Origin of the sequence: Paenibacillus agilis (assembly GCF_007786455.1) — a bacterium.
Classification (GTDB): domain Bacteria; phylum Bacillota; class Bacilli; order Paenibacillales; family Paenibacillaceae; genus Paenibacillus_B; species Paenibacillus_B agilis.
Genome location: NZ_VNJK01000001.1, coordinates 2,549,520 through 2,573,667 on the forward strand (window position 1 = coordinate 2,549,520; position 24,148 = coordinate 2,573,667).

A 24,148-nucleotide genomic window follows, 5' to 3' on the forward strand; every position below is an offset into this window, starting at 1 on the left:
GTGCTCGCTTATGACTCCCTATAATAGTGATACCGGCTGCTCACTTTCGCTTTATATTGGTTAAGAACCGTTCCTAGTAAATTCGCATTGACTAGTTCAAGATTAGCTTTAGCTTTTTTTATCTCTTCACGCTTTATCCTGCCATATTGAACGACAAGCAGTACGCCATCGCATTTAGCAGCCATAATTTGAGCGTCAGCTACAAGCAGAACTGGCGGAGTATCGACAAAGATAAGATCGTATTGCTCACTAAGTTCCGTCAGGAGATTCGTCATACTTGGAGAAGACAGCAGCTCCGATGGATTTGGAGGAATCGTCCCTGCGGGTATTACCTTCAAATTCGGAATGCCACTCTCTAAAATGACGTCTTCCAAACTAGCTTGCTGAGCTAACACATTCGTTACACCGACTCGATTGGATAACTGGAAAAATTCATGAATCGTCGGCTTTCTCAAATCCGCATCAACAATAACGACTTTCATATTGGACTGCGCATAGGCGACCGCTGCATTTACAAGTGTTGTAGATTTCCCTTCCCCCTCTCGAGCGGACGTAATCATTATCGACTTCATCGGACAGTCAATCGAGGAGAATTGGATATTCGTTCGCAGCGTCCGATATATTTCCGCGATCGGAGACAACGGACTGTATGCCGTAATCAATTTAGACTTTCGCGTCAATCGTGACATCGCTCCCCGTTCCTTCCCCATGGATAGTTGCTGAGTTCGATTTAATAAATTTTGTATCTCGAATGATGTTTACAGTTGCTAGTACTGGCAAGTTAAGCAATCGTGCCAACTCCTCCTCACTTTTAATGGTGTCATCCAGCATCTCAAGCAGTACAAACAGCCCAATTCCACCTACCAATGCGATCATAAAGGTAACTGCTACATTGAATACAATATTCGGACTAACTGGTGCCGGAACTGCTTCTTCATTGGCAAGACCTAGTATGGATACATTATCGATATTCATCAGAGAAGGTATTTCACGTTGAAATGCGAGCACAATGGCGTTCACCGTCTTCGCTGCTTGGCTGTAATTTTCATGCTGATAAGAGAGTGTTATTACTTGTGTTGAACTTGTGGAGTTAACTTCCACTCGACGGGATAATTCTTCAGGAGTATGTTCAATATCAGGATTCGACGCCGTCACCTTTTTCATCATCGCAACTGTCTTTATAATTTCTTTGTAAGTATCAATAAGCCTTAAATCCATATTCACTTCATTTATACTCATCAAAGACTGACCCGTAGAATTAGCTGAACTAATAATGATTTGACCGGAGGCTTCATACTTGGGCTGTAATAAATAAAGGCTAGCTATCCCTGCACATATGGATGCAAGTACGACAATCGTAACCAACCACCAGCTTCTTTTGCGGATAACTTGTAATATCTCTTTGACGCCCAACTCCATTTTGACCCTCCTATCACGTCGATTGAGCCCTCCAATATGATTTTGACCCATGAGGCATCTATTTTTGAATTTGAGTTAGATGCCCTAATACCGGGACATACGCCATATCGAGCCGGATAGCACAGGCTCTTGAACCGCGATGTCTTTGTTTTGCAAGACGTTACTCGCGTTCAGCATGTAATTTTGAACGTGACGCTCGCCTAGCACTTCTCCAATCTGTTGATAGGAATTTGCAAGATCGGGCGGCCTTGAACGACAATTGTGGCAATCTGACGCAATAAAATGAATGAAGTTCTGTTTGCACAATTTCCATGCCAATTTCCTAACTTTCGAACCAAATCTGCCTGTTAACGAACTGGCCGTTACTTGACATAATGCACCCTCACGAACAAGCTCCGCCAATAGTCCCACATCCTTCATCACTTCAGCATTACGTTCAGGATGAGCAATAATCGGGACCATGCCAAGCAGCCTCAGCTCATAGAACAAATCCCGACAAGAGGTCGGTATATGTGTGGCAGGGAGCTCAATCAATACGTATTTGGAACGATGCAATGAGAGAAGCGTCTTTCCTTCGATCCAATCCAATAACAGACTGTCGTACATGTGAATTTCTTGCCCTGCATACACCGTAACATCGACGCCTTGCTGCTGAAGCGCTTCGTTTAAAAGTGCTGTAACTATATAGATGTCAGCGGCTTCGTTACGGTATCTCCCGTTACGATGATGAGGAGTTGCAATCATTCCGCGTATACCTTGTGCATATGCAATTCGTGCCATTAATACAGCGACTTCAAGCGAAGGTGCTCCATCATCAAGGCACGGAAGAATATGTGTATGTATATCAATCATTGCCTTCCTGACTCTCCTCACCGACGAATCTACTGTTTAGTTATGTATATAGACAAGGTTTCTCCTTTATGATTTTGGATTGCAGTCCTACGGAAAAATATTCACACTATAGCGTGCGGGATTTATTGTTTGGCGCAGTTATGTTGTCATGCCCCTATGTTTACTTTATAATTGTTAGTACATTACTGGTATTAAGCTAAAATGTTATTGAGTATGGATTCATTCCTTACATTTACGATTTCGTTATTAACATGCCATAAAGCGATTACCTAGAGAGCAGGTGACCTATAAAATATGGAACAACCATCACATTCTTCTAACCAATCACTCACTAATATCCCGTTGTCCGTATTGGATCTATCTCCTATCGTTGAAGGCAGTACGGCTGCCGAATCCTTTCGGCGAACTGCAGACTTAGCACGCCATGCGGAAGCATGGGGTTACCAAAGGTACTGGTTGGCGGAACATCACAATATGCCTGGCATAGCAAGCTCAGCAACTTCTGTGCTTATTGGACATGTGGCTGCGAATACGACGACCATTCGTGTAGGATCAGGCGGTATCATGCTGCCAAATCATGCTCCACTTGTTATTGCAGAACAATTCGGCACGCTAGAATCTCTCTACCCGGACCGAATTGATCTTGGCTTAGGTAGAGCGCCTGGCAGCGATCAACTTACAGCACAAGCACTTCGTCGCGATACAGGCCGCAATGGACAAGAGTTTCCTGAGTTATTGGATGAGCTTCGCAATTATTTGCGACCTGCTTCACCACTTGAAAATCGTGTTCGCGCCGTACCTGGCGAGGGCCTTCGTATACCGATCTGGCTGCTTGGCTCTAGTGGCTTCAGCGCACGATTAGCTGGGGATCTAGGACTCCCCTTTGCATTCGCTAGCCATTTCTCGCCTGAGAATACACGCCCAGCACTGGAAGTGTATCGGAATCACTTCCAACCATCAGAAGTGTTGGATGCACCGTACGTTATTGTAACGGTTAATGCCATAGCAGCGGATACCGATGAAGAAGCAGAACGATTGGCGACCTCAGCACAGCAGCAATTCCTGAGCATCATACGCAATAGGCCGCAGAAGCTGCAGCCTCCTGTGGACAGCATGGATGAGCATTGGAGCGAGTATGAGAAAATGCTTGTGCAGCGAACACTCTCAACATCGATAATCGGTAGCCCAACTACCGTCAAGCGCAAACTGACCGAGCTGGTAGAAGCAACAAATGCGAATGAAATTATGCTCAACAGTCAAATTTACGATCATGGCGCAAGGCTTCGTTCGTATGAACTTCTGTCTAACGTTCGCGCTGAATAGACTTGGTTTGAGAAGCATACGTGCCAATTCCGTGAGTATAAGCTCGTAGAAGTTATAACGGTTTATATGTAAACAAAAAGACGGAACAGAAATTAGTTTCTGTTCCGTCTTTTCTATGGGCCCGTTCTATTTGAACGAGCAATTCTTTCAATATCACCATTTAGTTTTCAATGGGATTGCGTAAAGTATGCTCTTTTATATCGTATCCAAATATTTATCTGCTTCCTCGTAGGTTTGAGACACATTGAAAATACCACCGATTTCTTTGATCAAACGGGACAATTGAAGCTTTGTAAGTACGGAGCTAACGATCATCGAGGAACCATTAAGCTGCTTGGCAGCCATGTAGGAACGAAGACTAGCAAGATAGTCGTTTACTTCAGGAGGTGCTGGTTGAGCTTTGGACATATCAATACAGAACGTGTAGCCTAATGTAGCTTGGTCTACACATCCACGTACTGCTATATCGTATTCTTTAGCCTCTTCTAATGTCATAAGACCTTCTAATTTTACATAAATGCGATTTTTATCTTCTCTGTATTTAACTTCGTACATAATATAGATTCCTCCTGAAAACAAATGGGTTTAAAATGGTAGTTTTTATAAAGCATAAAGTAGTACTGTCCGTTGAAACTCCATCTATGTATACGCTCTGCTCGACTTATTCCAAAAAGCCCACTCTTCGGCAATGGCCAAGCATTGCTGATATATGTCTGTTCTCTGGTACGTCCCAATCGAAGCCTAGTTGCTTCAATAGGTTCAGTGTAAGTTCTGCTGTCAGCTCGAAATGATTACTGTCAACATTCTCATCCATCCATCCGCTGTGTAAAAGCATATTTTCAACAGCATTCGTGTTATCGCCTTGATTATATGCGGTATAGAGCATGTCAAAAAATTCTTCAATTGACTGCTCCTCTACTCTACATTCCTCTCGATCCGCGAGTATATCAGACATACTAACGAAATTCGGATTGTATAAATGGAATGTATGTTGATGAAGCACTGGTTTATTGAATAATGTAAGGAGAGCGCCACTAACCTGATCGACATATGACAGGTCGATATCTGCCTCTGTTATGGGTACGGCACCGAGCTGGATAAATGACTTCATCCGATTGTAAAACGCGTTATCCTTTATGTTCTCTTGAAACTTTCCGCTCACGGAATCAAATACAATATTTCCAATACGATAAATGTTTGCAATAAGCCCTTGCTTTCTTGCTGAATGGACAAGTTTTTCAGCTTCAAACTTTGTTTCTATATAATAGTTATTATGCTGTTGACCAAAATCAAGATCGTATTCTGTAAAGAATACAGATTCTATATCATCTATCGTTCCCATCCCAACTGACATCGTCGATACATGATGGAACGCCTTAGCCTTCACATCCATGGCAAATTGAATCAAATGTTCGGTAGCTGTAACATTGTTGCTTACAAATTCTTCGTAAGGGCCATAATGCTTCACATTTGCAGCGCAATGGATAATACAATCTACTTCCGAAGCTAATCGCGCATATTGTTGATGATCCAAACCAAGCTTTACATCTGACAAGTTACCATGCACGATACGAATTCGATCGCTATTATGCTTGACCCAATCGAAACCAAAATAGTTGGTTAGTTTATGAAGCAACCGTTCCTTAGCCTGCTCTTGAGAATCGCCTCGCACAATTACTGTAACTTGACAACTCTTTTGTTGTTCAAGAAGATCACGCAGCAAGTAGGCTCCCAAATAACCCGTACTTCCTGTTAGCAAAATATAGCTATAAGCATTCTCTTCTTGCAAAGTGTGCTTAATATGTGCCATATAAGTAGAAATGCTTTTCTGATATTGCTGACGTTCTTCCTCTAACCTCTCATTTCCTTGCTTTTTCTCATCCCGACCGACTTGCATTCGATCACGCAATTGGGACAGCTTGTCCTTTAAATGATTGGGATGGAATTTCATATGCTGTGCAAGTTGGCGAATCGTAGGATATTGGAATACGTCTCTCACTTCTACTTCATATTCACGTTTCAGCCATGCAATTAAAGAAATAGCTTTTAGAGAATGGCCCCCCAACTCAAAGAAGTTGTCTTCTACGCTCACTTCAACCAAACCAAGCAGGTCTTTCCACAACATCGCCAATTTCTGCTCTGTTTCGTTAGCTGGTGCAACAAAGTTGCCAGAAGCCATAGATTCTTGCTTTTCGGGTGTTGGCAGCTTGGCACGATCTACCTTGCCATTTGTCGTCAATGGCATTTGCTCCAAGAACACATAGTAAGTTGGAATCATGTAATCTGGCATTCGTTCAATCGCATAGTCACGGACATCTTTACTCGTCATCACGCGGTCTGCCACGATGTAAGCACAAAGGGCCTTTACATCAGATTCTTCTTCCATATCGATAACAAGTACATCCTTCACCCATGCATGATTGCGAATATGGGCTTCAATCTCTCCTAATTCCATCCGATAACCACGGATTTTCACCTGATGGTCTTTACGACCGAGAAACTCCAAGTTACCATCCGACAACCAACGAACAAGATCGCCTGTTCTGTAAAGCTTCTCAGGAGCCCCGAATGCACGATTGATAAATGCAGCCTCGGTCAGGTCATCTCTATTTAAATATCCTCGGCCCACTCCATCTCCACCTACCCAAAGCTCGCCTGGAACACCGATCGGCTGCAGTGTACCAGCACCATTAACCACATACGCGGTCGAGTTGGCAATGGGTTTACCTATCGGTAGCGAGCTTTCTCTCTCCTCTTCAATGGAGAAGCAAGTCGAAAATGTTGTGTTTTCCGTAGGTCCATAGCCATTGATAATCATAATGGGTTTACAACTATTTCGCACGCAAGAGATATGCTTTGGTGACAAAACGTCACCTCCAACGAGCAATACTCGTATGGGCTTGAAAATATGGGCATCTTGCTCTGCCAATTGTGTAAATAACGGTGAAGTCAACCACATCATCGTGATGCCATACCGCTGAATGGCAGCTCCTAGTTGTACAGCATCTAAAATCGTTGTCTTGTCAACAAGCACGAGACGCAACCCATTCAATAATGCTCCCCATATCTCAAACGTAGACGCATCAAACACAAGTGAACCCGTTTGTAATAGGCAATCATCTGGTTGAAACTGAACAAAGTCTGTGTTTTGTACGAGACGAATCACGTTGCGATGGGTTATCATTACCCCTTTTGGTTTACCTGTCGAGCCAGAAGTATACATGATGTAAATTAAGTGATTAGGACTCGGCACTTCGCCAACGTTCTCTTTTGAATAATCATTAAGCTTGAGATCATCCAATACAATCGTGTTCACCGTAACAGGCAAGCGATGAGCTAGCTGCCTACTAGACAACGCCAGTGATGCCCCGCTGTCTTCGATCATATATTGAATGCGTTCCGCAGGATAATCAGGATCAATTGGTACATAGACACCGCCTGCCTTTAAAATCGCAAGAACGCCTACGATCATATCAGCCGAGCGCTCCGCTAACAAGATTACAGCTTGCTCCTCTACAACACCGTTACTACGCAAGTAATGTGCCATACGATTTGCTACCTGATTCAACTCCGTATAGGTAAGCTGGCGATCGTAAGTCTCGACAGCCACTTTATTAGGCGTTCTCAGCACTTGCTGCTCAAATAACTCAACGACGGAAGCATCACGTGGATACGCTCTAGCCGTATCATTAAACTGCTGCATAATTTGCTGACGTTCCGACGCAGTTAAAATATTCAATTGCGCAATCGCTATTTGCGAATTGGCGACTACTTCTTGAACGAGCTGAACGAAATGCCCCGCAAGTCGGGTCATTTTTTCACGCTTAAACAGGTTTGTATCATATTCGAACGTAAGGGACACCGTTTCAGCTTGCTCTATCGCCTCAAGGGTTAAGTCGAACTTAGACGTTCCATTATGAACAGGTACTTTTGTACAACTTACGCCTGGCAGCTGAATGTCTATGCCACCCATGTTCTGCATAACGAATACAGTGTCGAACAGCGGATTGCGGCTCAAATCAGGTTTAAGCTGCTTTTTTTCAATTAACCGCTCTAAAGGATAGTCCTGATATTCATAAGCATGCAGCAGCGTATCCTTCATTTCTTCTAAGAAACGAGAAAACGATTTGGATGCCTCTGGATAAGAACGTATCGGCAGCGTATTAACGAACATCCCAATCATGTCATTCCATTCCGCATGTGTACGAGCCGCTGCCGGACAACCTACGATGACATCTTCTTTATCCGCATATCGTGCCAACAGCACATGGTAGACGGACAGCAATACCATGTATATCGTGCAACCGCGTTCCTTAGCAAACTGTCGCAATGAAGCGGTCTGTTCAACTGACATTCGAGCGTGAACAACCCCACCTTCGAACGATTGCATGCTCGGTCGATAAAAATCCAGCGGCAAGCTCAGCTCTGGTAGTTCTCCATTAAGAACATTTGACCAATACTGTTCTGCTCGTTCATCAAAGTTAACTTTTTGGGCTTGCCACTCAGCATAATCTTTGAATTGCAGGCTCGGGGGGATTAGTTCTTTGCCAGCGTATAAGGCACACAACTCTTCCGAAAATATGCGCAATGAAGCACCATCGAATACAATATGATGAATATCCAACAAGAAAAGATGCTCTTCTCCTGCAAATGACACAACCGCTGCTTTCATCAATGGTGCTTCCTCAAGCTTAAATCGATGTTTGAACCATTGTGCAAATTCATTAACCGACTCTTCATGGAACTGTTTATTCACACGATCAACGTAATCCATTTCAAATACAACATCTGTTATGGCCGCTATTCGCTGACCAATTCCCCCATCCACATAATGGAATGATGTACGCAGAGCTTCATGTCTACTTATAAGCTTCTTTAACGCATTCAACAGGAATGTTCGGTCAAGCTTGCCTTTAATTCGATACAGGAATGGAATATGATAAGCTGCACCAACGGCTTCACGCTGCTCCAAAGCAAACATGCGACGCTGAGCAGGCCCGAGTGTATATATTGACTTTTCATCAGCTGCTTGAATCTCATTGTCAGCTCGCTGCCCCTGCTGATCCAGTTGAAGCGCCAGCTCCCGAAGTATAGGCGATTCAAAGAACTGCTTAATTGTAAGCGTCAGTCCACAGGCTTTCGCGATTAGCCCCTGCATGCGTGAAACTTGCAGCGAATGACCACCTAAGTAGAAGAAGTGATCCCCTGCCCCGATAGGACCAAAACCTAGAACCTCTTCCCAAATACCAACTAACTTTCGCTCTGTCTCAGTGTGCGGAGCTATATAGTTGTTTGACATCCAGTCTTGTTTGATAGGATGCGGCAGCTTCTGACGGTCGATCTTGCCGTTAATCGTCAGTGGCATTTGCTCCAAGAACATATAGCAAGTTGGGATCATGTAACCAGGTAAGTGGCTAGCCAAGTATGAACGCATCTCATTTTCGGATATATTAGCCTGTGCAACGATATAGGCACACAGAGCTTTTTGACCTGACGTTTCTTCGAAATCGATTACAAGCGTTTCTACTACTGACTCATGTGCTTGAATTTGCGCTTCAATTTCTCCTAATTCCATCCGATAGCCACGGATTTTCACCTGATGATCAACCCTGCCTACGAATTCCAAATTACCACTTGGAAGCAGTCTCACCAGATCTCCCGTTTTATATAGCCGCTCGCCGGATACAAATGGACTATCTATAAACTTCTCAGCCGTCAGATCAGCACGGTTTGCATATCCTCGGGCAACACCTTCGCCTCCAACCCACAGTTCACCAATTGCACCAACAGGCTGAAGTTGACCGTACTTATTTACAACATAGGCAGTTGAGTTCGCAATAGGTTTGCCAATAGGAATTGGCCCCTCTATGCTGCTTTCGAGTTCATACCAAGTCGAGAAAGTCGTATTTTCAGTCGGTCCATAAATGTTAGCCAGCACAATTGGCGCACTCTCTTGTGCTACCCTCAGCATATGCTTAGGACTCATAAGCTCTCCACCGACGAATAATTGCTTAATCGGCAAAAAAAGACTCGGGTCGCGATCTGCCAATTGAATAAACAACGCGGTAGTGAGAAACATCGTCGTCACCTTGTGTCTACGAATGGCGGCATCCAACTGAACAGGATCCAAAATAACGCTCTTGTCTACAAGCACCAACTGCAATCCGTTCAATAAGGCTCCCCAAATTTCAAAAGTCGATGCATCAAAAACAAGCGAGCCTGTCTGCAAAATACGATCTTCCGGTCCAAATGCTACAAAGTTCGTGTTCTTTACAAGTCGAGCCACATTGCGATGTGTAACCATAACCCCTTTGGGCATCCCAGTAGAGCCAGATGTGTACATCAAATAAATGAGATCCTTCGCTTCATTTATCGGCTCAGGATTGCTTGTTGGTTCAACTTCTAAATCGGAAGCATCGATCATTACTGCCTTATTTTCCATGGATAGCAGTCTAGCATAATGTCCGCTTGTCAGCACATGCTGTGCTCCGCTATCCTGCAGTATGTATTCGATTCTGTCCAATGGATGATCGGGATCGATTGGCACATACACCCCACCTGCTTTCAGGATAGCTAAAATGCCAATGATCATATGTGCTGTACGCTCAGCTACGATGGCAACCGTTTGTTCTCTTTGCACACCTAGACGACGAAGTCGATGAGCCAATTGATTAGCCTTTTCATTAAGCATCAAATAGGATATCTCTTCCCCATCTTCCATGACTGCAACTTGGTTCGGCGACTTCATAACCTGTTCTTCGAACAACGCCGGAATGGTTTGAAATCTCGGAAAAGCAGCCGATGTATCATTCCACAATGTCACTATTTGATGTTCATCTGCTGGAGTCAACACTTTCAGCTCACCAAGATGCTTATTAGGAAGCCTTTCCATCTGTATAAGGAGCTGTTCCCAATGGTTTTTCAGTTGCTCCATATTTGTATATTGTAAATAATTTAATCTACAATACACCCGAAGCTGCTGTGGTACCGCAGCACCGTAGTTGTATAAAAATTGGCAGTGTAGCTCACCTTCTAGTTCGGCCGCAACCAAACTGGAAGGTTTATTACTATAATCACTAATCCAACAGTAGGTATAGGTTGAATCCATAACAGGTACATGATGAATGTACTGATCTTGAACACAACATTGAATTCCGACTTCCATCTCCGCTAACATATTTCTTGTTATTCTATCTTCGTTAACAATGACTTTAGCGAGATTTGGTTTCTTGCATGCTGCAATATACAAACTTATCTCATTCAAATTGAAATACCGTGTTAACAATATCCCCCAGGCCGTACATGCAACAGATTCTGGTGATAAGTCCTGCTTGCTTCTAATCGAACGTATGGCTTCAGCAGCCATTTCGGAAATTGTAAAAGTATACGCCTCGTATCCGTACAGCCTTTCAACCGTTAAGTCCACAACCGGCAAAGCGTTCAACCCCTTTGATATACCAAATTAGACTCATATGAGAATGTATTCATATAAAGCTCGTGTTGTTGAATCTAATTTTGTTTACTAGCTTCCCCATAATTGTTGTGCTATATTGTCTAACATCCTTGTTGCACCAACATAAAATACGACAATTTTCGACAATAACCAACGAGCTATCATAATTATTTTGTATGACACCGTTTTCTAGAATATTTTGCTCAGAAAACAAGGAAAAAGCTACATTCATTTACACTATCATACTTTGGAACTATGCTTTCCGCAAAACAGTATATGTAAAATGAGTAAGAAATCTTAGCGTAAATTGTGGAAAACAGTCATAATAAGTCTATAACTACGACAAAAAGTGACAAAAAACTTAAGTTTCTATTCACTGATATAGCCACCCTAGCCTCTTCATATCTAAATAGTCCTGTTGAACGTAATTGGTATATCACATCCTCCCCTACTATAGTACTGAGTTCAAAACCATCCTCACTAGTATTGTCTTTAAAATAAATGCTCCATATCTCTATGAATACGCTTATGACAATTATGTTTATTATCGTTTTAACTATTCAATTTGTGCCATAAGTATCACGATAGTTTCATTCCTTTTTCATTTAAAAATCACTCATTCTAGTGATTTTTTACTATTTTTGATCTAGCACATCTATCTATCCATATGCTATGCTGTTTGCAAGCATCATAAAGAACGCAATTGTTGAACAATGACATATGTAAGCGATTCCATAATTAAAGCCACTGCTTGGAACAACTTATCTCTTAAGTGAATGTTGCAATGAACTTCATTGCGTTCCGGCATCCTATAGAGTGGACAGACATAGTGGATGGTCACAGAAATTTTCCACTTTGTCGAAAGTTGGCTAATCTATCAAGCTGGGAGGTGAAACTGTTTATATCAGGAGCAGATCCAGTTCAACTGCACTTATAGTCTAGAGTCAAAGAATCTACTACGTATTCTGACAGTAAAAGTGTACTCTCCCTGGACTAAGTTCTGTTCCTATTCAACGATTTATTGCCCCATGATTTACAAAACATCATTCTTCAGTAAATAAACCTATTACCTCTTCAACATACTCCAATTTCAGTCAAGGAAACTCCACTGCCAGATATGCATAGCTTGTCTACACAAATGGAATGTACGATTCCCTACAGTTGCTCATCTATTTAAACAAATCTTTCATTTTATGATTTATTTACTCCGCTCCACATAGCTTCAACGATTACTGCATCCTTGGCCAAAGTCTTTTCCAATAACCATGTAAGTCCATATGAAAACAATTCTTTATTATATCAATTTCTAAATTGGATGTTGAAAATAATCCAACGATCATTTATTAACAAACTGCACAGCTATTTCCCACCCCCTTCCATCAATATATTCAACCTGTCTAAACAACCACGAATACTAGTACAGGTCAAGCTCACTTCACTTAACTAATCATTCAAACTCCATGTTATATCTATCATTTACAGTCATGGCAATCTGCTCATCTTCTATTTTCAAGTAGACTGATGCTTCTTCAAGATGCCTACATACCCCTTCAATACGAACATGATGCATGTGAAGCTCAGACGCACCATATTCTTAGGAGGTAATGATAGTGGAACAAACGAAGTCCGTATTTAAAAAATGGTTAATGTCCTTTATGCTCGTCACGCTAATTATCACGATGGTTGGCGGGCAAGTTCTAGCCTATGTTGCTCCTCCCACAAGTGTAACCGATGCTACCTATCTTCCTGATGGCACTCTTATTCCTACTGGTCCAGATGCACTTATTGCTCCTGCTGCTGTTTCTCCGAATGAGCCAAGTATTACGTTGACGGCTGATGATGAATACGAGGTATATCATAACGGGGTCAGAATTGGTGCAAGTACCAACTGGAAACAAGCTGGGACATTCCCTCTTAAAGTTACTACTGGTAAAAACGTCATCGCAGTAAAAGCGAAAGACAACGGAATTTACGCAGGTCTTCTTGCTGAGATTAATGCAGGGCCAGATGATATTTTCACAACGGATTTTAACTGGAAGTCGACAAGCACGTTTACTGAAGGATGGCATTTGAGCGATTTCAACGACGCTGCATGGCAGCGAGCGAAAGACTTCGGATCATACGGTATAACTCCGTGGGACAAGTCTGTTCAAGGTATGCCAGTTGATACAGCTGCTAAGTGGATTTGGCCAGGAGACACCAACTACTGGTCTCCTGTGAAGGAAGCTTATTTCCGCTTCGAATTCATAATCAATCCAGACGGTTCATCAGGTGTAGGTAATCCAATTACAAGCGTAGGCTCATTCAGCAACGTTACTCATCAACTAAAGAGCACGACAGTAACAATGCCTGCTAGTGTCAAAAACCGCTTAGATATCAAGGAGAATATTTTCGAAGACGAAGCTGAATCTGGAAGCTTTGTCCTGACTCAAGAAGAGTTTAGACAAATTAACCCGAGCCTTGCTGCAGGGAAAATTTATTTCGATGAAGCAAGCAATAAAACAATCAAAGTTTCACAAGTGATACAAGATGGAACGAGCTTCAGAATTGACTATGTAGCTCCTGCACTTGATGAACTGCTCGAATATTACGATATTCCAGAGCAAACGGTAGAATTAGCTGAATCCAACATCGTGTTGCCTGCCGAAAAAATGTCCTTAGCAGAACACGATCTCACTGTTCTATCCCCAACCTCCACAGGCTGTGGTAAAGTCGGCAATGATTTCACTTGTAACTTCAACAAAGTACTCGTGAACCAAACCGGCACTAACGGCAAAGTGTATGTAGAAGCTAGCGGCAGCATCACACTACAATTCCCTAAAGTATCTGCTGTATATAACCGCAAAAAATACGATGTGAAGTTTACTGCAGGTGAAAAAGCAAAAGTTACCCTCAAGGGTGAAGCCAAATTCCACAAAGAAGTAAAAGTACCTATTTTCGGCTTCAACATTAATGCAGGAAAACTAGCAAGTGCTTCTGTAGGCGTATTTTTAGTTATTGGTGTCGATGGCAGCGTTAAATTTGAGTTTGTCGTCGATCAAGGCTACTTCGTGGAAGCAGGCATTCGAGGCAAGAACTTCTTCTGGATACCCGTTTCATTTAAACCATATGCAAATACCACGAGATATCTAAATATCACCCACAATATTGAAGGGCAGATTAAAGCTTGGGCTGGAGTAAAAGCTGAAGTCAGCTTGAAAATTGCGAAGTTAAAAGTCATAGCGGTTAGTGTCTTTGCCGGGATAGAAGGTCAGGGGAAATGGACAAGTAACACGAATGTGTCCTCTCACTTCTCTCTCACCATCGATGCGCTCGTAAAAGGGGAAGCCACCGTACTCAACAAATACTTCAAACTGTTCGAATTCCGTTGGAATCTAGTTAAGCTGGAGAAAAAACCGCCTACAAACAATACAAACTACGCTTTAACTGCAACCGTTTCTGCTGATTCGACCTTCCCTGGATACTCTGTTCTTAAAATAAAGGATGGTGATCGTAATACTGCTCTCGGGCAGAGCCATAGCTGGGCTAATAACCAGCATACACCTCTCCCACAATATGTATACGTCGATTTCGGCCAATCCCGAAACATTAATCGAATTGATCTCTATACAACAGCTACCTATGCAATATCCAAATACGACCTACAATATTGGAATGGTTCTACTTGGGTGCAGCTAGCAACGGTTACAGGAAATACAGCTGCTAATCGTACACATACCTTTAACGCTGTTAATACGACCAAAATCCGTGTTTCTGCTCTTCTTGGACCAAGCCACCAACAAGGTTATGTTCGAATTAATGAGTTAGAAGTATATTAATACAATTTCAAACTTGTACAGGTAAATCTGAAGGCTCCGTCCATATTTACTGGACGGAGCCTTCTGTATGCATACAACATTTGTCTACATTTTCAATCCAATATTCCCGAACTGCTCTCCTGCTTCCATTCGTTTAAAAGCTTGGACAGCTTGTTCAAATGGATATATTCGATCAATCACAGGACGAATACGATGCCTTTCTACAAACTGAAGCATTGCACGAAACTCTTCCGCACTTCCCATCGAAGTTGCTAACATGCTGAATTGATTACGGAACATCGTAGACAGAGAAATCTCAACCTTATCTCCTGAAGATCTGCCGAATTGAACGATCCGCCCAGCAGATGCTAGCACCTGTAAAAATTGCGAAAAGACCGCAGTCCCAATACTATCAATGATCAAGTTGACCTTTCCACCCTGTAAGCTCTTGCTCCAAGCGCTATCACTAGCCAAAACATGATCTGCCCCTAGCCTCAGCGCTTGCAATCGCTTCTCTTCGCTGCGTGAAGTAACCGTTACCTTCGCCCCTGCAGCTTTAGCCATCATTAAGGCATAAGTTGCTACCCCTCCGCCAATTCCCGTTATGAGTACATGCTCTCCTGATTTCAACTGTCCCCGTGTAAACAAAGCGCGATAGGCAGTGAGAGCGGCTAATGGCAGCACACCTGCTTCTTCCCAAGTCAGATAGGCGGGCTTTTTCTCTATGCTTGTGAAAGGTACGATGACATACTCCCCAAATGTGCCATCCGATGGATATCCTAGTATATCAAGAATCTCAGGCATCTCATTTGTACGAGTCCAATTCAAAGTCGGATGGATAATGACCTCATCTCCAACTTGAATATGTTCCACGCCCTTCCCTACAGCAGCAACGATACCCGCACCATCCGAACCAAGCACAACAGACTTATCAAGGTCTCCCCGCTCTTTCATAATAAATAGATCGCGATGATTTAATCCAGCTGCTTGAATCCGTACACTTACTTCACCTGCATTTGGCCGCCTATTCGCAACCGTATGCATACAAAGCCCTTCTGAACCATTCACCTGCTTATGCACAATTGCCCTCACACTTTCCTGCCAAGCTGTTTGCAAACCACAATCTTCATGGCTCATATGGCATTCCTCCTAGTATAGGTACAAATTATCCTTATAACAAAAGCTTAGCAAACGCAGACCTTGAGCGGAAATATCATTGTGGAAGAGGGGTAAAACAAATCGTTATACCGAATTGAATCGTCAAATTGTATTATACACAACAAAAAAAGCCGTGGAATTCCCCCGGCTCTTACTGTTAACAAGTTACTTCATTTTACGATTATCAACGATCGAAGATTTAAATGTTACTAGTGATATTAGTTACACTTATGCTTCATCGAATCCCTATAGCAGGGATGCATAGTGTTATTCACTGATGCTGCCAATTCACAATAACCGTATCCGTCCCACTGCTTGGTGTCGTATAGGTACGATTTTTTCCACCTTCCCAGAAAAGATGGCTGCCATTCTTTTTCAAGAACTTATATTGAATTTGTGTATCCGCAGGAACACTAACATCTATATACCAATTGGGGTATTTGTACACGACTTGATTATACATCGGACCAATAGCACTCTCAATATTCCAGGACCCCAACTCAAATATATTTCCTGATAGATATACATTTTCCCCTGCAACTGTATTCGCGCCTTGAATGACAAAACGAACATTCACTTGAGGTGCTGTGAGCACTTGAATCGACGAATAAGCACTACTCTTCGTACGTTTTGCAGTTTCTACTACCACGTCATAATGTCCCGGACGATGCGCTGGTTGAATGAGACGAATGGGAGGAACTTTAACTTCAATATGTGTATCTTCCCAAGATAGTATATCTGCCCCTAATACCCTTACACCACCAATATATACCGTTCCTTTTTCTGAACCAAATCCACGCCCATCTATAGTTACCTTATTCCCTGGGACTACCATCGTTGGTCCAACATGCCCAATGACAGGGCTTATTTCTTCCGCTGTGTAGTGCCATACCGCAACAGCCCCAGCATCCAATTTGAATGGTGCAACAGATCCATTTGTTATCGTCAGATCTGATCCATTAAGCAAACCGCTGAGCATATCCTGATACTGGCCACTTGGCAATGCTGTAACCAATCCACTAATGTGCGCAGCACTGCTTAAGTTACGATTTATAGCAACCAAGGCAACACTATTACCAAACTTGCGCTCATAAATATATACATCATTATTGACCCAACGCTCTTTTGTCGTGCCATAGGCAAATGCGGGATTTACTTTTCGAAGCGGCCCTAACTTGCCCATAACTTTATAAGCTGTCGTATTAGTCGAGAAAGATGACATACGTGCGCGGTTGTCCGGATCATTGCCCCCGGTCATATATTGCTCGGTCCCGTAGTAGACTGCTGGTACACCACGTGATGTTAATGTGAATGCCAATGCTTGCTCAAGCATACGTTTATTCGCTTTGTTGACATGGAATCTCTCCATATCATGATTGTCTAAAAATGTAACCTGATCATTCACATATTTATAATCTTTAGCCGTACTAACGATCATATTATTCAAGCTTTGCATCGTTTGAGTTTGGTCACGAAATACTTGGCGAACCGTTTGAGCGAAGCGGAAATCGAGCAAGCTCATTCCGCTTTCATTTGCAAAGGCATGATTCTCAGCACTTACCTCATTTTTCCCGAGGAACCATTCGCCGAATGTAAACACTGGCGCTTTACTGTTAATCGAGGACATCCAGTTTTTCTGCCAACCGAACGGCATGTGCTTCACCGCATCCACTCGAATGCCGTCCACACCCATATCAAGCCAAAGTTGAATGGCATCCTTAAAATATTTATCTACGACCGTGTTGTTATGGTTCAAATCTGCAAGATCGTAAAGATTGCGATAAATCCCGTCCTCAATCGACGAGAAATCGGTGCCTAAGTTATGATGAAAAATACGGGACGTATCGTTCGTGTAGCCCGCAACCAATGTACCATTATCGTACAGTCTTCCATTGTCGCCAAAGTTAGAGTCTGTCTCCATTGCAGGCGAGGTATGATTCGGTGCGAAATCAATGATAATCTTAATATTTTTCGCATGTGCCGCTGTAACCAATTGTTTAAATTGTTCCATCGTACCATGAGCAGGGTTTGTCTTCTTAAAATCACGCGCCCAGTATCCATGGTACGATGTATTTTGAACACCAGCGTTGTTGATGACATCATAAATATTTTCTACAGGCTGAGAGATCCATAACGCAGTAACGCCCATTCCAGTAAAATAGCCATCGTTAATATTGTTGATTATTCCTTGCCAATCTCCCCCACAATACTTTTTCAAGTTTTTGCAAGTCCCATCGAATAATGAGCCTTTCGGGTTATTGCGAGGATTGCCATCCTGAAATCTGTCAGTCACAATCTGATAAATCACATCTGTACTAAAATTAGCTCGGTTCGTCACGGATGTGTCAGGTGCAGCCTGCAGCGGTTGTGGTGTCCACACAAATAGAAGTGTAGAAATCGTTAAGAGCCACGCACTCCAACGAGAAAACATTTTCATAGGTATTTCCCCCTAGACATACAGAACGTTTTATAAAATAAAGTTCGAATGGACGTTGCATGCCAACAACCGCTGCTCCACCTGCTTAATTAATCTGCTTCAGTACAGCAAAGCCATATGCTTCAAGTTGAATGGTCAATGCATCGCCAACATGTGCAATTGTAGCATCTGAAGACAATTTTGTCTGCCACGATCTACCATCAAACTGCTCACCAGCACGTATGGAAGTACCCTCGGATGAAGCATTAATAGCAATTAGGAAGCGTTCACCAGATTCGCTCCGGCGCTCATACAACAATACACGCGAATCGGATTCAGCTTGCAAAAAGCGTATATTTACAGAACGCATCGCTTCATAATTGCGGCGTAATGCGATTAGATCACGATAAAACTCAAATAATTCTCGATCCTGCTTCTCCACATCCCATTCCATACAGCGACGGCAATCTGGGTCACCTTTACCAGCCAATCCAACTTCATCCCCGTAATAAATACAAGGAACACCTGGATGTGTGAATTGGAATAGAGACGTTAGCTTCATCCGACGTTTATCATCATCACATAGCGTTAATAGGCGCGGCGTATCATGACTGTCCAACAAGTTAAACGCAGCTTCCGTCGCTTGCTGTGGGTAGTTAGCAAGTTGTGTTCCGATAGCACTTGCGAATTCTGCAGCATCTCCTAATTGTTTTGCAAAGAAATCATTCACTGCATCCGTAAATGGATAGTTCATTACAGCATCGAATTGGTCACCTTGCAGCCAAGCCATCGAATCATGCCAAATTTCACCCAAAATATAGGCTTGCGGATTTGCTTTCTTCACAACTTGACGGAACTCGCGCCAGAACTGATGATCGACTTCATTAGCTACATCCAAGCGCCACCCGTCAATTCCGATTTCCTCAATCCAATAACGAGCTGCCTCAAGCAAATACTCCTTCACTTCTGGATGCTCCGTATTAAGCTTCGGCATTATAGGTTCAAAAGCAAACGTTTCGTAAGTTGGAATACCTTCCTCCACTCGCAATGGATATTCACGTACATAGAACCAATCTTTATACGCGGACTGATCTCCTTTTTCCAACACATCCACAAACGGCGGGAATGTTTTGCCTGCATGATTGAATACAGCATCAAGCAATACGCGGATCCCACGAGCATGACAAGCCTCAACCAATTCCTTCAGCTTCTCATTAGAACCAAATTGAGGATCTATTTTCATATAATCACGTGTATCATATTTATGGTTCGTCGTTGCCTCGAACACAGGTGTGAAATAAATCGCCGTAATGCCCAATTCATTCAAATGATCGAGATGCTGAATAACACCTTCCAAATCTCCACCGAAGAAATTCGTCGGTGTAGGCTCTCCACCCCATGGCAGTACATTTTCAGGATCATTCGACGTATCCCCGTTAGCAAAACGCTCAGGGAAGATCTGATAGAACACAGCTTCTTTTACCCAAGCAGGCGGCTCGAAAATATCAACTTTATTCAAGTACGGATACTCGAAAGATTCAAAATATTCTTTTGACAGCTCTTTGCGGAAACCACGCTCGGTCAAAAACCATTGTTCCTGATCATCCACGAAACGAAACGCATAACGAAGACGGCGGAATGGCGGTTTATACGCCGCTTCCCAATAGTCAAATAATGCATCCGATGTAAACTTGCGCATTGGCACATATTCCGTCATACGCTCAAACGCATATTTATCAACAGCGATCAGATCAACTGCTGCAACATCATTTTTCTTTGTACGAATCCGAATATGGACCGTCTCATGGTCATAAGCATAGGACCAACCTTGTTTTGAACGGTGATAAATTGCTTCTAATTGCATATTCACTCAGCCTTCTTTCCATCCATATTGTGCCACTACAAGAACGCAAACAACCCCGTTCTCCGAAGAAAACGGGGTTGTTATCTGGTGTTGTCGATCGTACAATCTCACAACACTAAATAAGGCATAGCCCTTGTGTTAGCGTATACATCATTATGCTTCTATTGTATACATGAGTGAATTCCACGTACAAACTCCATTTATGTATCTGGGAACGAGATATTTAGAGATAATGCTCTCTTTTCAAGTGATTTCTTATCATTTCGCATGATTATACTTACTTTAGAGGATTAAACCTTATTTTGTTACAGGCAAATTCTCAACAGCGTCTTTTATTCGTTTGTCCATATATTCGTATTTCGCCACATAAAATATCAATACATTAGCAACTTGGAACGTACTATGCGGTACTAGCTTCTTCGTTGCTGTCTTATTTGTAAAATCTTCATATCCTTCTTTAGCTGCCTCACAGGATGGATAGACATAAATACTAATAGATTGATGCTCATCGATCACATAATGCTCCGGCAAAATTTGATTATATCTTTCTGTAAAAACAGAATGCTTATAAGAGAGCTTATCAGGCAGTACAATTCCATGATCAGCTAAGGTAGCTTTCAGCTGATCCGCTGTAAGTCTTATTTTCTCGTCGGTGCATGCCATTAAAATAAAGCTTAGTATGAAGACGATGACTGCTATCTTTTTCATCGCATGGCCCCCTTTTATGATAAAGACGTTTTAAAGAGGCTAATAGTTTCAAAAAATTTTTAAAAGAAACTAAAACGAAACACTACCTTGTCTACTTTCCGTCCTCGGTTACGAAAGATTTTCCCATCTTGCCCACATTTCTTGAGGATTCAGCACATATATTTCATTTTCTCGGAACATGAACTGATGCATAACGAATTCCCTGCGTATAGTCGCGAAATCTTCATGGTAATGCTTAATGAAATCATTTATCTCCTTCTCACTATAACACCCTTTACATCAAAAATACCCTCTAAAATAATAGAGAGGTGCGATTCTCTCGCACCCCTCTTACAAATTAATTATTCGTTTGATAATTCTATCCATTTTTCTAAGCGTTCATCAAGATTCATCTGAAGCTCTTCCTTTTTCCGCCATATGCTTTCGAGCTGGGCAGCATCCCCGCTTTGATTCAATTGAAGCATTTCCTCATCTACACAGGCCATGTCTGATTCAAGAGCCGCAATCTCGCTCTCTAACTGCTCAAGTCGTCGTTCATTCGTACGTACCTGTTTAATTCTTTCGTCAGCAGCCGTTTTTTTCGCTTTCTCCCGCTTAGTGGGTGTCACGTGTAAATCTAATACATGACTATTTTCTAAATTATGATTAATTGCAAGCAGTTCCGCACGCTTCGCCTTAAAATCATCGTAATTTCCCTCATAGCTGGCAAGCGTCCCCTCGTTCATCTTCCAAACACGCTTCGCCAAACGATTAACAAAGTATCTATCATGTGAAATCGCTAGTACAGTTCCAGGAAAATCATCCAGGGCTTCCTCCAAAGCTTCTCGTGATGCGATATCAAGATGGTTCGTCGGTTCATCTAGCAGTAATAGATTGGGCTTCTTTCTCACTAGCAAGGCGAGTCGCAAACGTGACCACTCACCTCCTGAAAGCATTTGCAGCGGCTTAAATACATCAGCTCCGTAAAAGAGATATTTCGCCAAGACGCCACGCGCCACTCCTTCTTCCAGATTACCCTCTGTACGAAAGAATTCCAGAACCGTCATCTTGCTATCTGACACAGGTTCTTGCTGAGCTAAATAACCTACTTCTACACGCGCTCCTAGATGAACCTGACCTTCATCTGGTGCAATCATGCCTTGAAGCAGCTTGAAAAGGGTTGTCTTACCTGATCCGTTCTCTCCCAGAAGCACAACTTTCTCACCATAGAAAAGACTTCCCTCAGCTTGATCAAGTATCGCACGTCCTTCAAATTTCTTTGTCAATCCTTCAAAAAAGATAACCTGTCGTCCAGAACGATCAAGAGGTACCAAATCAAACTCTGCTGCTTTTCGCTCTAACACCGGACGTTTTACAATTTCCATTCTTTCCAACGCTTTTCGAATAGAAAATGCCCGTTTAAAAAATTTTTCATCCCCTGCGATACGCCCCCACTCCTCTAGTTGACGTATCGTTTCCTTCATTTTTTTAATGACCTTTTGCTGTTCTTTATATTGTGCAAATTGCTGCAGCAGTCGTTCTTCCTTCTCTTTCATATAGCCGCTGTAATTGCAGTGGTACACTTGTGCTTCGCCGTCTTCTAATTCAATCATTTTCGTACCGACAGCATCCAAGAAATATCGATCATGCGAGACGATCACACATGCACCGTCATAGCGTTTAATGAATAGCTCCAGCCATTCTATTCCTTTTAAATCTAAATGATTGGTCGGCTCATCTAGCAGGAGCAAATCTGGCGCTACAACTAGCTGAGACGCCAAAACCACCCGTGTTTTCTCGCCACCAGACAAGCTGGAAAAGTCTCGTTCATAACTGCTGCGGTTAATTTGTATCCCGTTCGCTACTTGTTCGATAGCTGTGTCCATCTCATAGCCGCCGCCCTGCTCGAACTTCTCTTGTATAGCTGCATACGCCTCAAGCAATTGCTCCATCTTTTCAGAATTAGCGGCTGCTTCCGGTGTGGACATTTGCTGCTCAATCTTCGTCATTTCCTGCTTCGTAAGCATTAGATCTCTGTAACCATAAGCCAAGACATCATATACCGTCAGTGATTCAAACTCTGCAGGAATTTGCGGCAAATAGCCAATCCGTAGGTCCTTCTTTATAGTTAGCATGCCCTCATCTATATGCTCATGACCTGCAATTAACTGGAGCAACGTGGATTTTCCACTGCCATTCCGACCGATGAGCCCTACTTTTTCACCAGCCTGAATCTGAAATGTCAACCCGTCTAGGATAAGGTTTGCTGCATGGTATTTCTTTATTTCTTGAATATTTACAATTGTCATTTTAGGTGCCTCCTGTTAGATAAAGACCCTATCTTGAATGCACAAAAAGAGCCGCGGCAACAAGCCCGCGACCCTTAGGATAATTATGCTATCCCTTGTGGTTAAGGTAGGCGTCTTCTCGCGAATGGTTCAAACGTATAGTCGAATTTGGACAGACTTATCCCGTTCGCAGAAAATACATGAACAATGCCAGCCATAGCCATCGGCAGCTGGCTAATACGGTTGTTGACCATTTCGTGATTCACCTACCTCACCCCCTTTACATGAATTATTTCCAATATAACACAAAATTGATTTTCCATGCAACGTCATATGCCAATACTTTTAATAATGGCCATCCCAAGTCATCTGGGATTGAAGCAGCCTCAAAGGTAGCGTGTCAATTAACGATGTTCATTTACTTAAAAAATTTGATCTTCATCATATTCCATATTATTTTTTTGAAATTAGTGTACATGGATTCAAAATTAATTGATTTGAAGGCCTCCCGCACTAAGAGCTCTTTCTCCATTTGACCACTCTCGACTGAATTTTGATTCTGTGAATATGGATAAGAAGTAATAGATGTATTGGTATTTCCCTCTATAGTTATCGTTACCACGTTGCTTACACCAGAAACATCCCCATTTTTGTACGTCGCCGTTACATAAATGCTGTGCTTGCCCGGCTGGAAACCAGACAGCGCAATCGTCGTTTTATTAGCTACCTTATTATTTTTCTTGCCATTTACGTAGATGGAATAGTGAGCTAGTTTAGGCGATTGTACCGCTTCCCATGCAAACTCTGCATCTCTCTTGTTTTGCTTCGTCACGACTAGATTTTGCGGAGCTGGTGTTGCGTTCATTTGAATCGTATTACTTGGCTTTGATT

General features: G+C 42.5%; 14 protein-coding genes and 1 pseudogene. 2 read left to right on the forward strand and 13 right to left on the reverse strand.

The features are described from left to right. Positions 1-8: 8 nt before the first annotated feature. From FPZ44_RS11390 to FPZ44_RS11400, 3 genes are all read right to left on the reverse strand, one after another. The gene (locus FPZ44_RS11390) at positions 9-689 is read right to left on the reverse strand and encodes a CpsD/CapB family tyrosine-protein kinase (RefSeq protein WP_144990255.1); all 681 of its coding nucleotides are present in this window, start codon (positions 687-689) and stop codon (positions 9-11) included. Continuing rightward, positions 664-1,419, reverse strand: coding sequence for a YveK family protein (locus FPZ44_RS11395; protein ID WP_186786008.1), 756 nt, complete (start codon positions 1,417-1,419; stop codon positions 664-666). Before FPZ44_RS11395 ends, FPZ44_RS11390 begins: the two co-directional genes overlap by 26 nt. A gap of 84 nt (positions 1,420-1,503) precedes the next feature. Beyond that, positions 1,504-2,271, reverse strand: coding sequence for a tyrosine-protein phosphatase (locus FPZ44_RS11400; protein ID WP_144990259.1), 768 nt, complete (start codon positions 2,269-2,271; stop codon positions 1,504-1,506). Between the two features lie 294 nt (positions 2,272-2,565). On the opposite strand from FPZ44_RS11400, the gene FPZ44_RS11405 reads away from it, so the two are divergent. Beyond that, on the forward strand, positions 2,566-3,594 hold the full coding sequence (locus tag FPZ44_RS11405) for an LLM class flavin-dependent oxidoreductase (protein WP_144990261.1): 1,029 nt from the start codon (positions 2,566-2,568) through the stop codon (positions 3,592-3,594). A gap of 195 nt (positions 3,595-3,789) precedes the next feature. On the opposite strand, the gene FPZ44_RS11410 is transcribed toward FPZ44_RS11405, so the two are convergent. Together FPZ44_RS11410 and FPZ44_RS11415 are read right to left on the reverse strand one after the other, a co-directional pair. Further along, on the reverse strand, positions 3,790-4,149 hold the full coding sequence (locus FPZ44_RS11410) for a protein kinase (RefSeq protein ID WP_144990263.1): 360 nt from the start codon (positions 4,147-4,149) through the stop codon (positions 3,790-3,792). A gap of 106 nt (positions 4,150-4,255) precedes the next feature. After that, entirely contained in the window at positions 4,256-11,020 is a 6,765-nt protein-coding gene (locus FPZ44_RS11415) for a non-ribosomal peptide synthetase (protein ID WP_261378382.1), read from the reverse strand. 1,637 nt (positions 11,021-12,657) lie between these two features. Here FPZ44_RS11415 and FPZ44_RS11420 point away from each other — a divergent pair. Further along, the gene (locus FPZ44_RS11420) at positions 12,658-14,865 is read left to right on the forward strand and encodes a discoidin domain-containing protein (protein WP_186786009.1); all 2,208 of its coding nucleotides are present in this window, start codon (positions 12,658-12,660) and stop codon (positions 14,863-14,865) included. A gap of 84 nt (positions 14,866-14,949) precedes the next feature. On the opposite strand, the gene FPZ44_RS11425 is transcribed toward FPZ44_RS11420, so the two are convergent. The 8 genes and pseudogenes from FPZ44_RS11425 to FPZ44_RS11455 form a co-directional block, all read right to left on the reverse strand. Beyond that, complete coding sequence (locus FPZ44_RS11425; RefSeq protein ID WP_144991798.1) at positions 14,950-15,936, reverse strand: zinc-binding dehydrogenase; 987 nt, start codon at positions 15,934-15,936, stop codon at positions 14,950-14,952. 337 nt (positions 15,937-16,273) lie between these two features. Next, the gene (locus tag FPZ44_RS11430) at positions 16,274-18,439 is read right to left on the reverse strand and encodes an alpha-amylase family glycosyl hydrolase (protein ID WP_144990269.1); all 2,166 of its coding nucleotides are present in this window, start codon (positions 18,437-18,439) and stop codon (positions 16,274-16,276) included. Between the two features lie 85 nt (positions 18,440-18,524). Further along, the gene (locus tag FPZ44_RS11435) at positions 18,525-20,282 is read right to left on the reverse strand and encodes a glycoside hydrolase family 13 protein (RefSeq protein ID WP_144990271.1); all 1,758 of its coding nucleotides are present in this window, start codon (positions 20,280-20,282) and stop codon (positions 18,525-18,527) included. A 297-nt stretch (positions 20,283-20,579) separates the two neighbouring features. After that, entirely contained in the window at positions 20,580-20,990 is a 411-nt protein-coding gene (locus FPZ44_RS11440; protein ID WP_144990273.1) for a hypothetical protein, read from the reverse strand. Positions 20,991-21,098: 108 nt separating this feature from the next. Beyond that, positions 21,099-21,257 (reverse strand): annotated as a pseudogene (locus tag FPZ44_RS11445) (DUF2087 domain-containing protein); the annotation flags it as partial. A 74-nt stretch (positions 21,258-21,331) separates the two neighbouring features. After that, positions 21,332-23,278, reverse strand: coding sequence for a ribosomal protection-like ABC-F family protein (gene abc-f / locus FPZ44_RS11450; RefSeq protein ID WP_144990275.1), 1,947 nt, complete (start codon positions 23,276-23,278; stop codon positions 21,332-21,334). Positions 23,279-23,379: 101 nt separating this feature from the next. Further along, positions 23,380-23,523 carry an RAxF-45 family protein gene (locus tag FPZ44_RS26455; protein WP_186786010.1) on the reverse strand — a complete coding sequence of 48 codons (144 nt, stop codon included), beginning with the start codon at positions 23,521-23,523 and terminating at the stop codon, positions 23,380-23,382. A 152-nt stretch (positions 23,524-23,675) separates the two neighbouring features. Further along, the coding region (locus FPZ44_RS11455; protein WP_186786011.1) for a fibronectin type III domain-containing protein at positions 23,676-24,148 on the reverse strand (473 nt) is incomplete at its 5' end.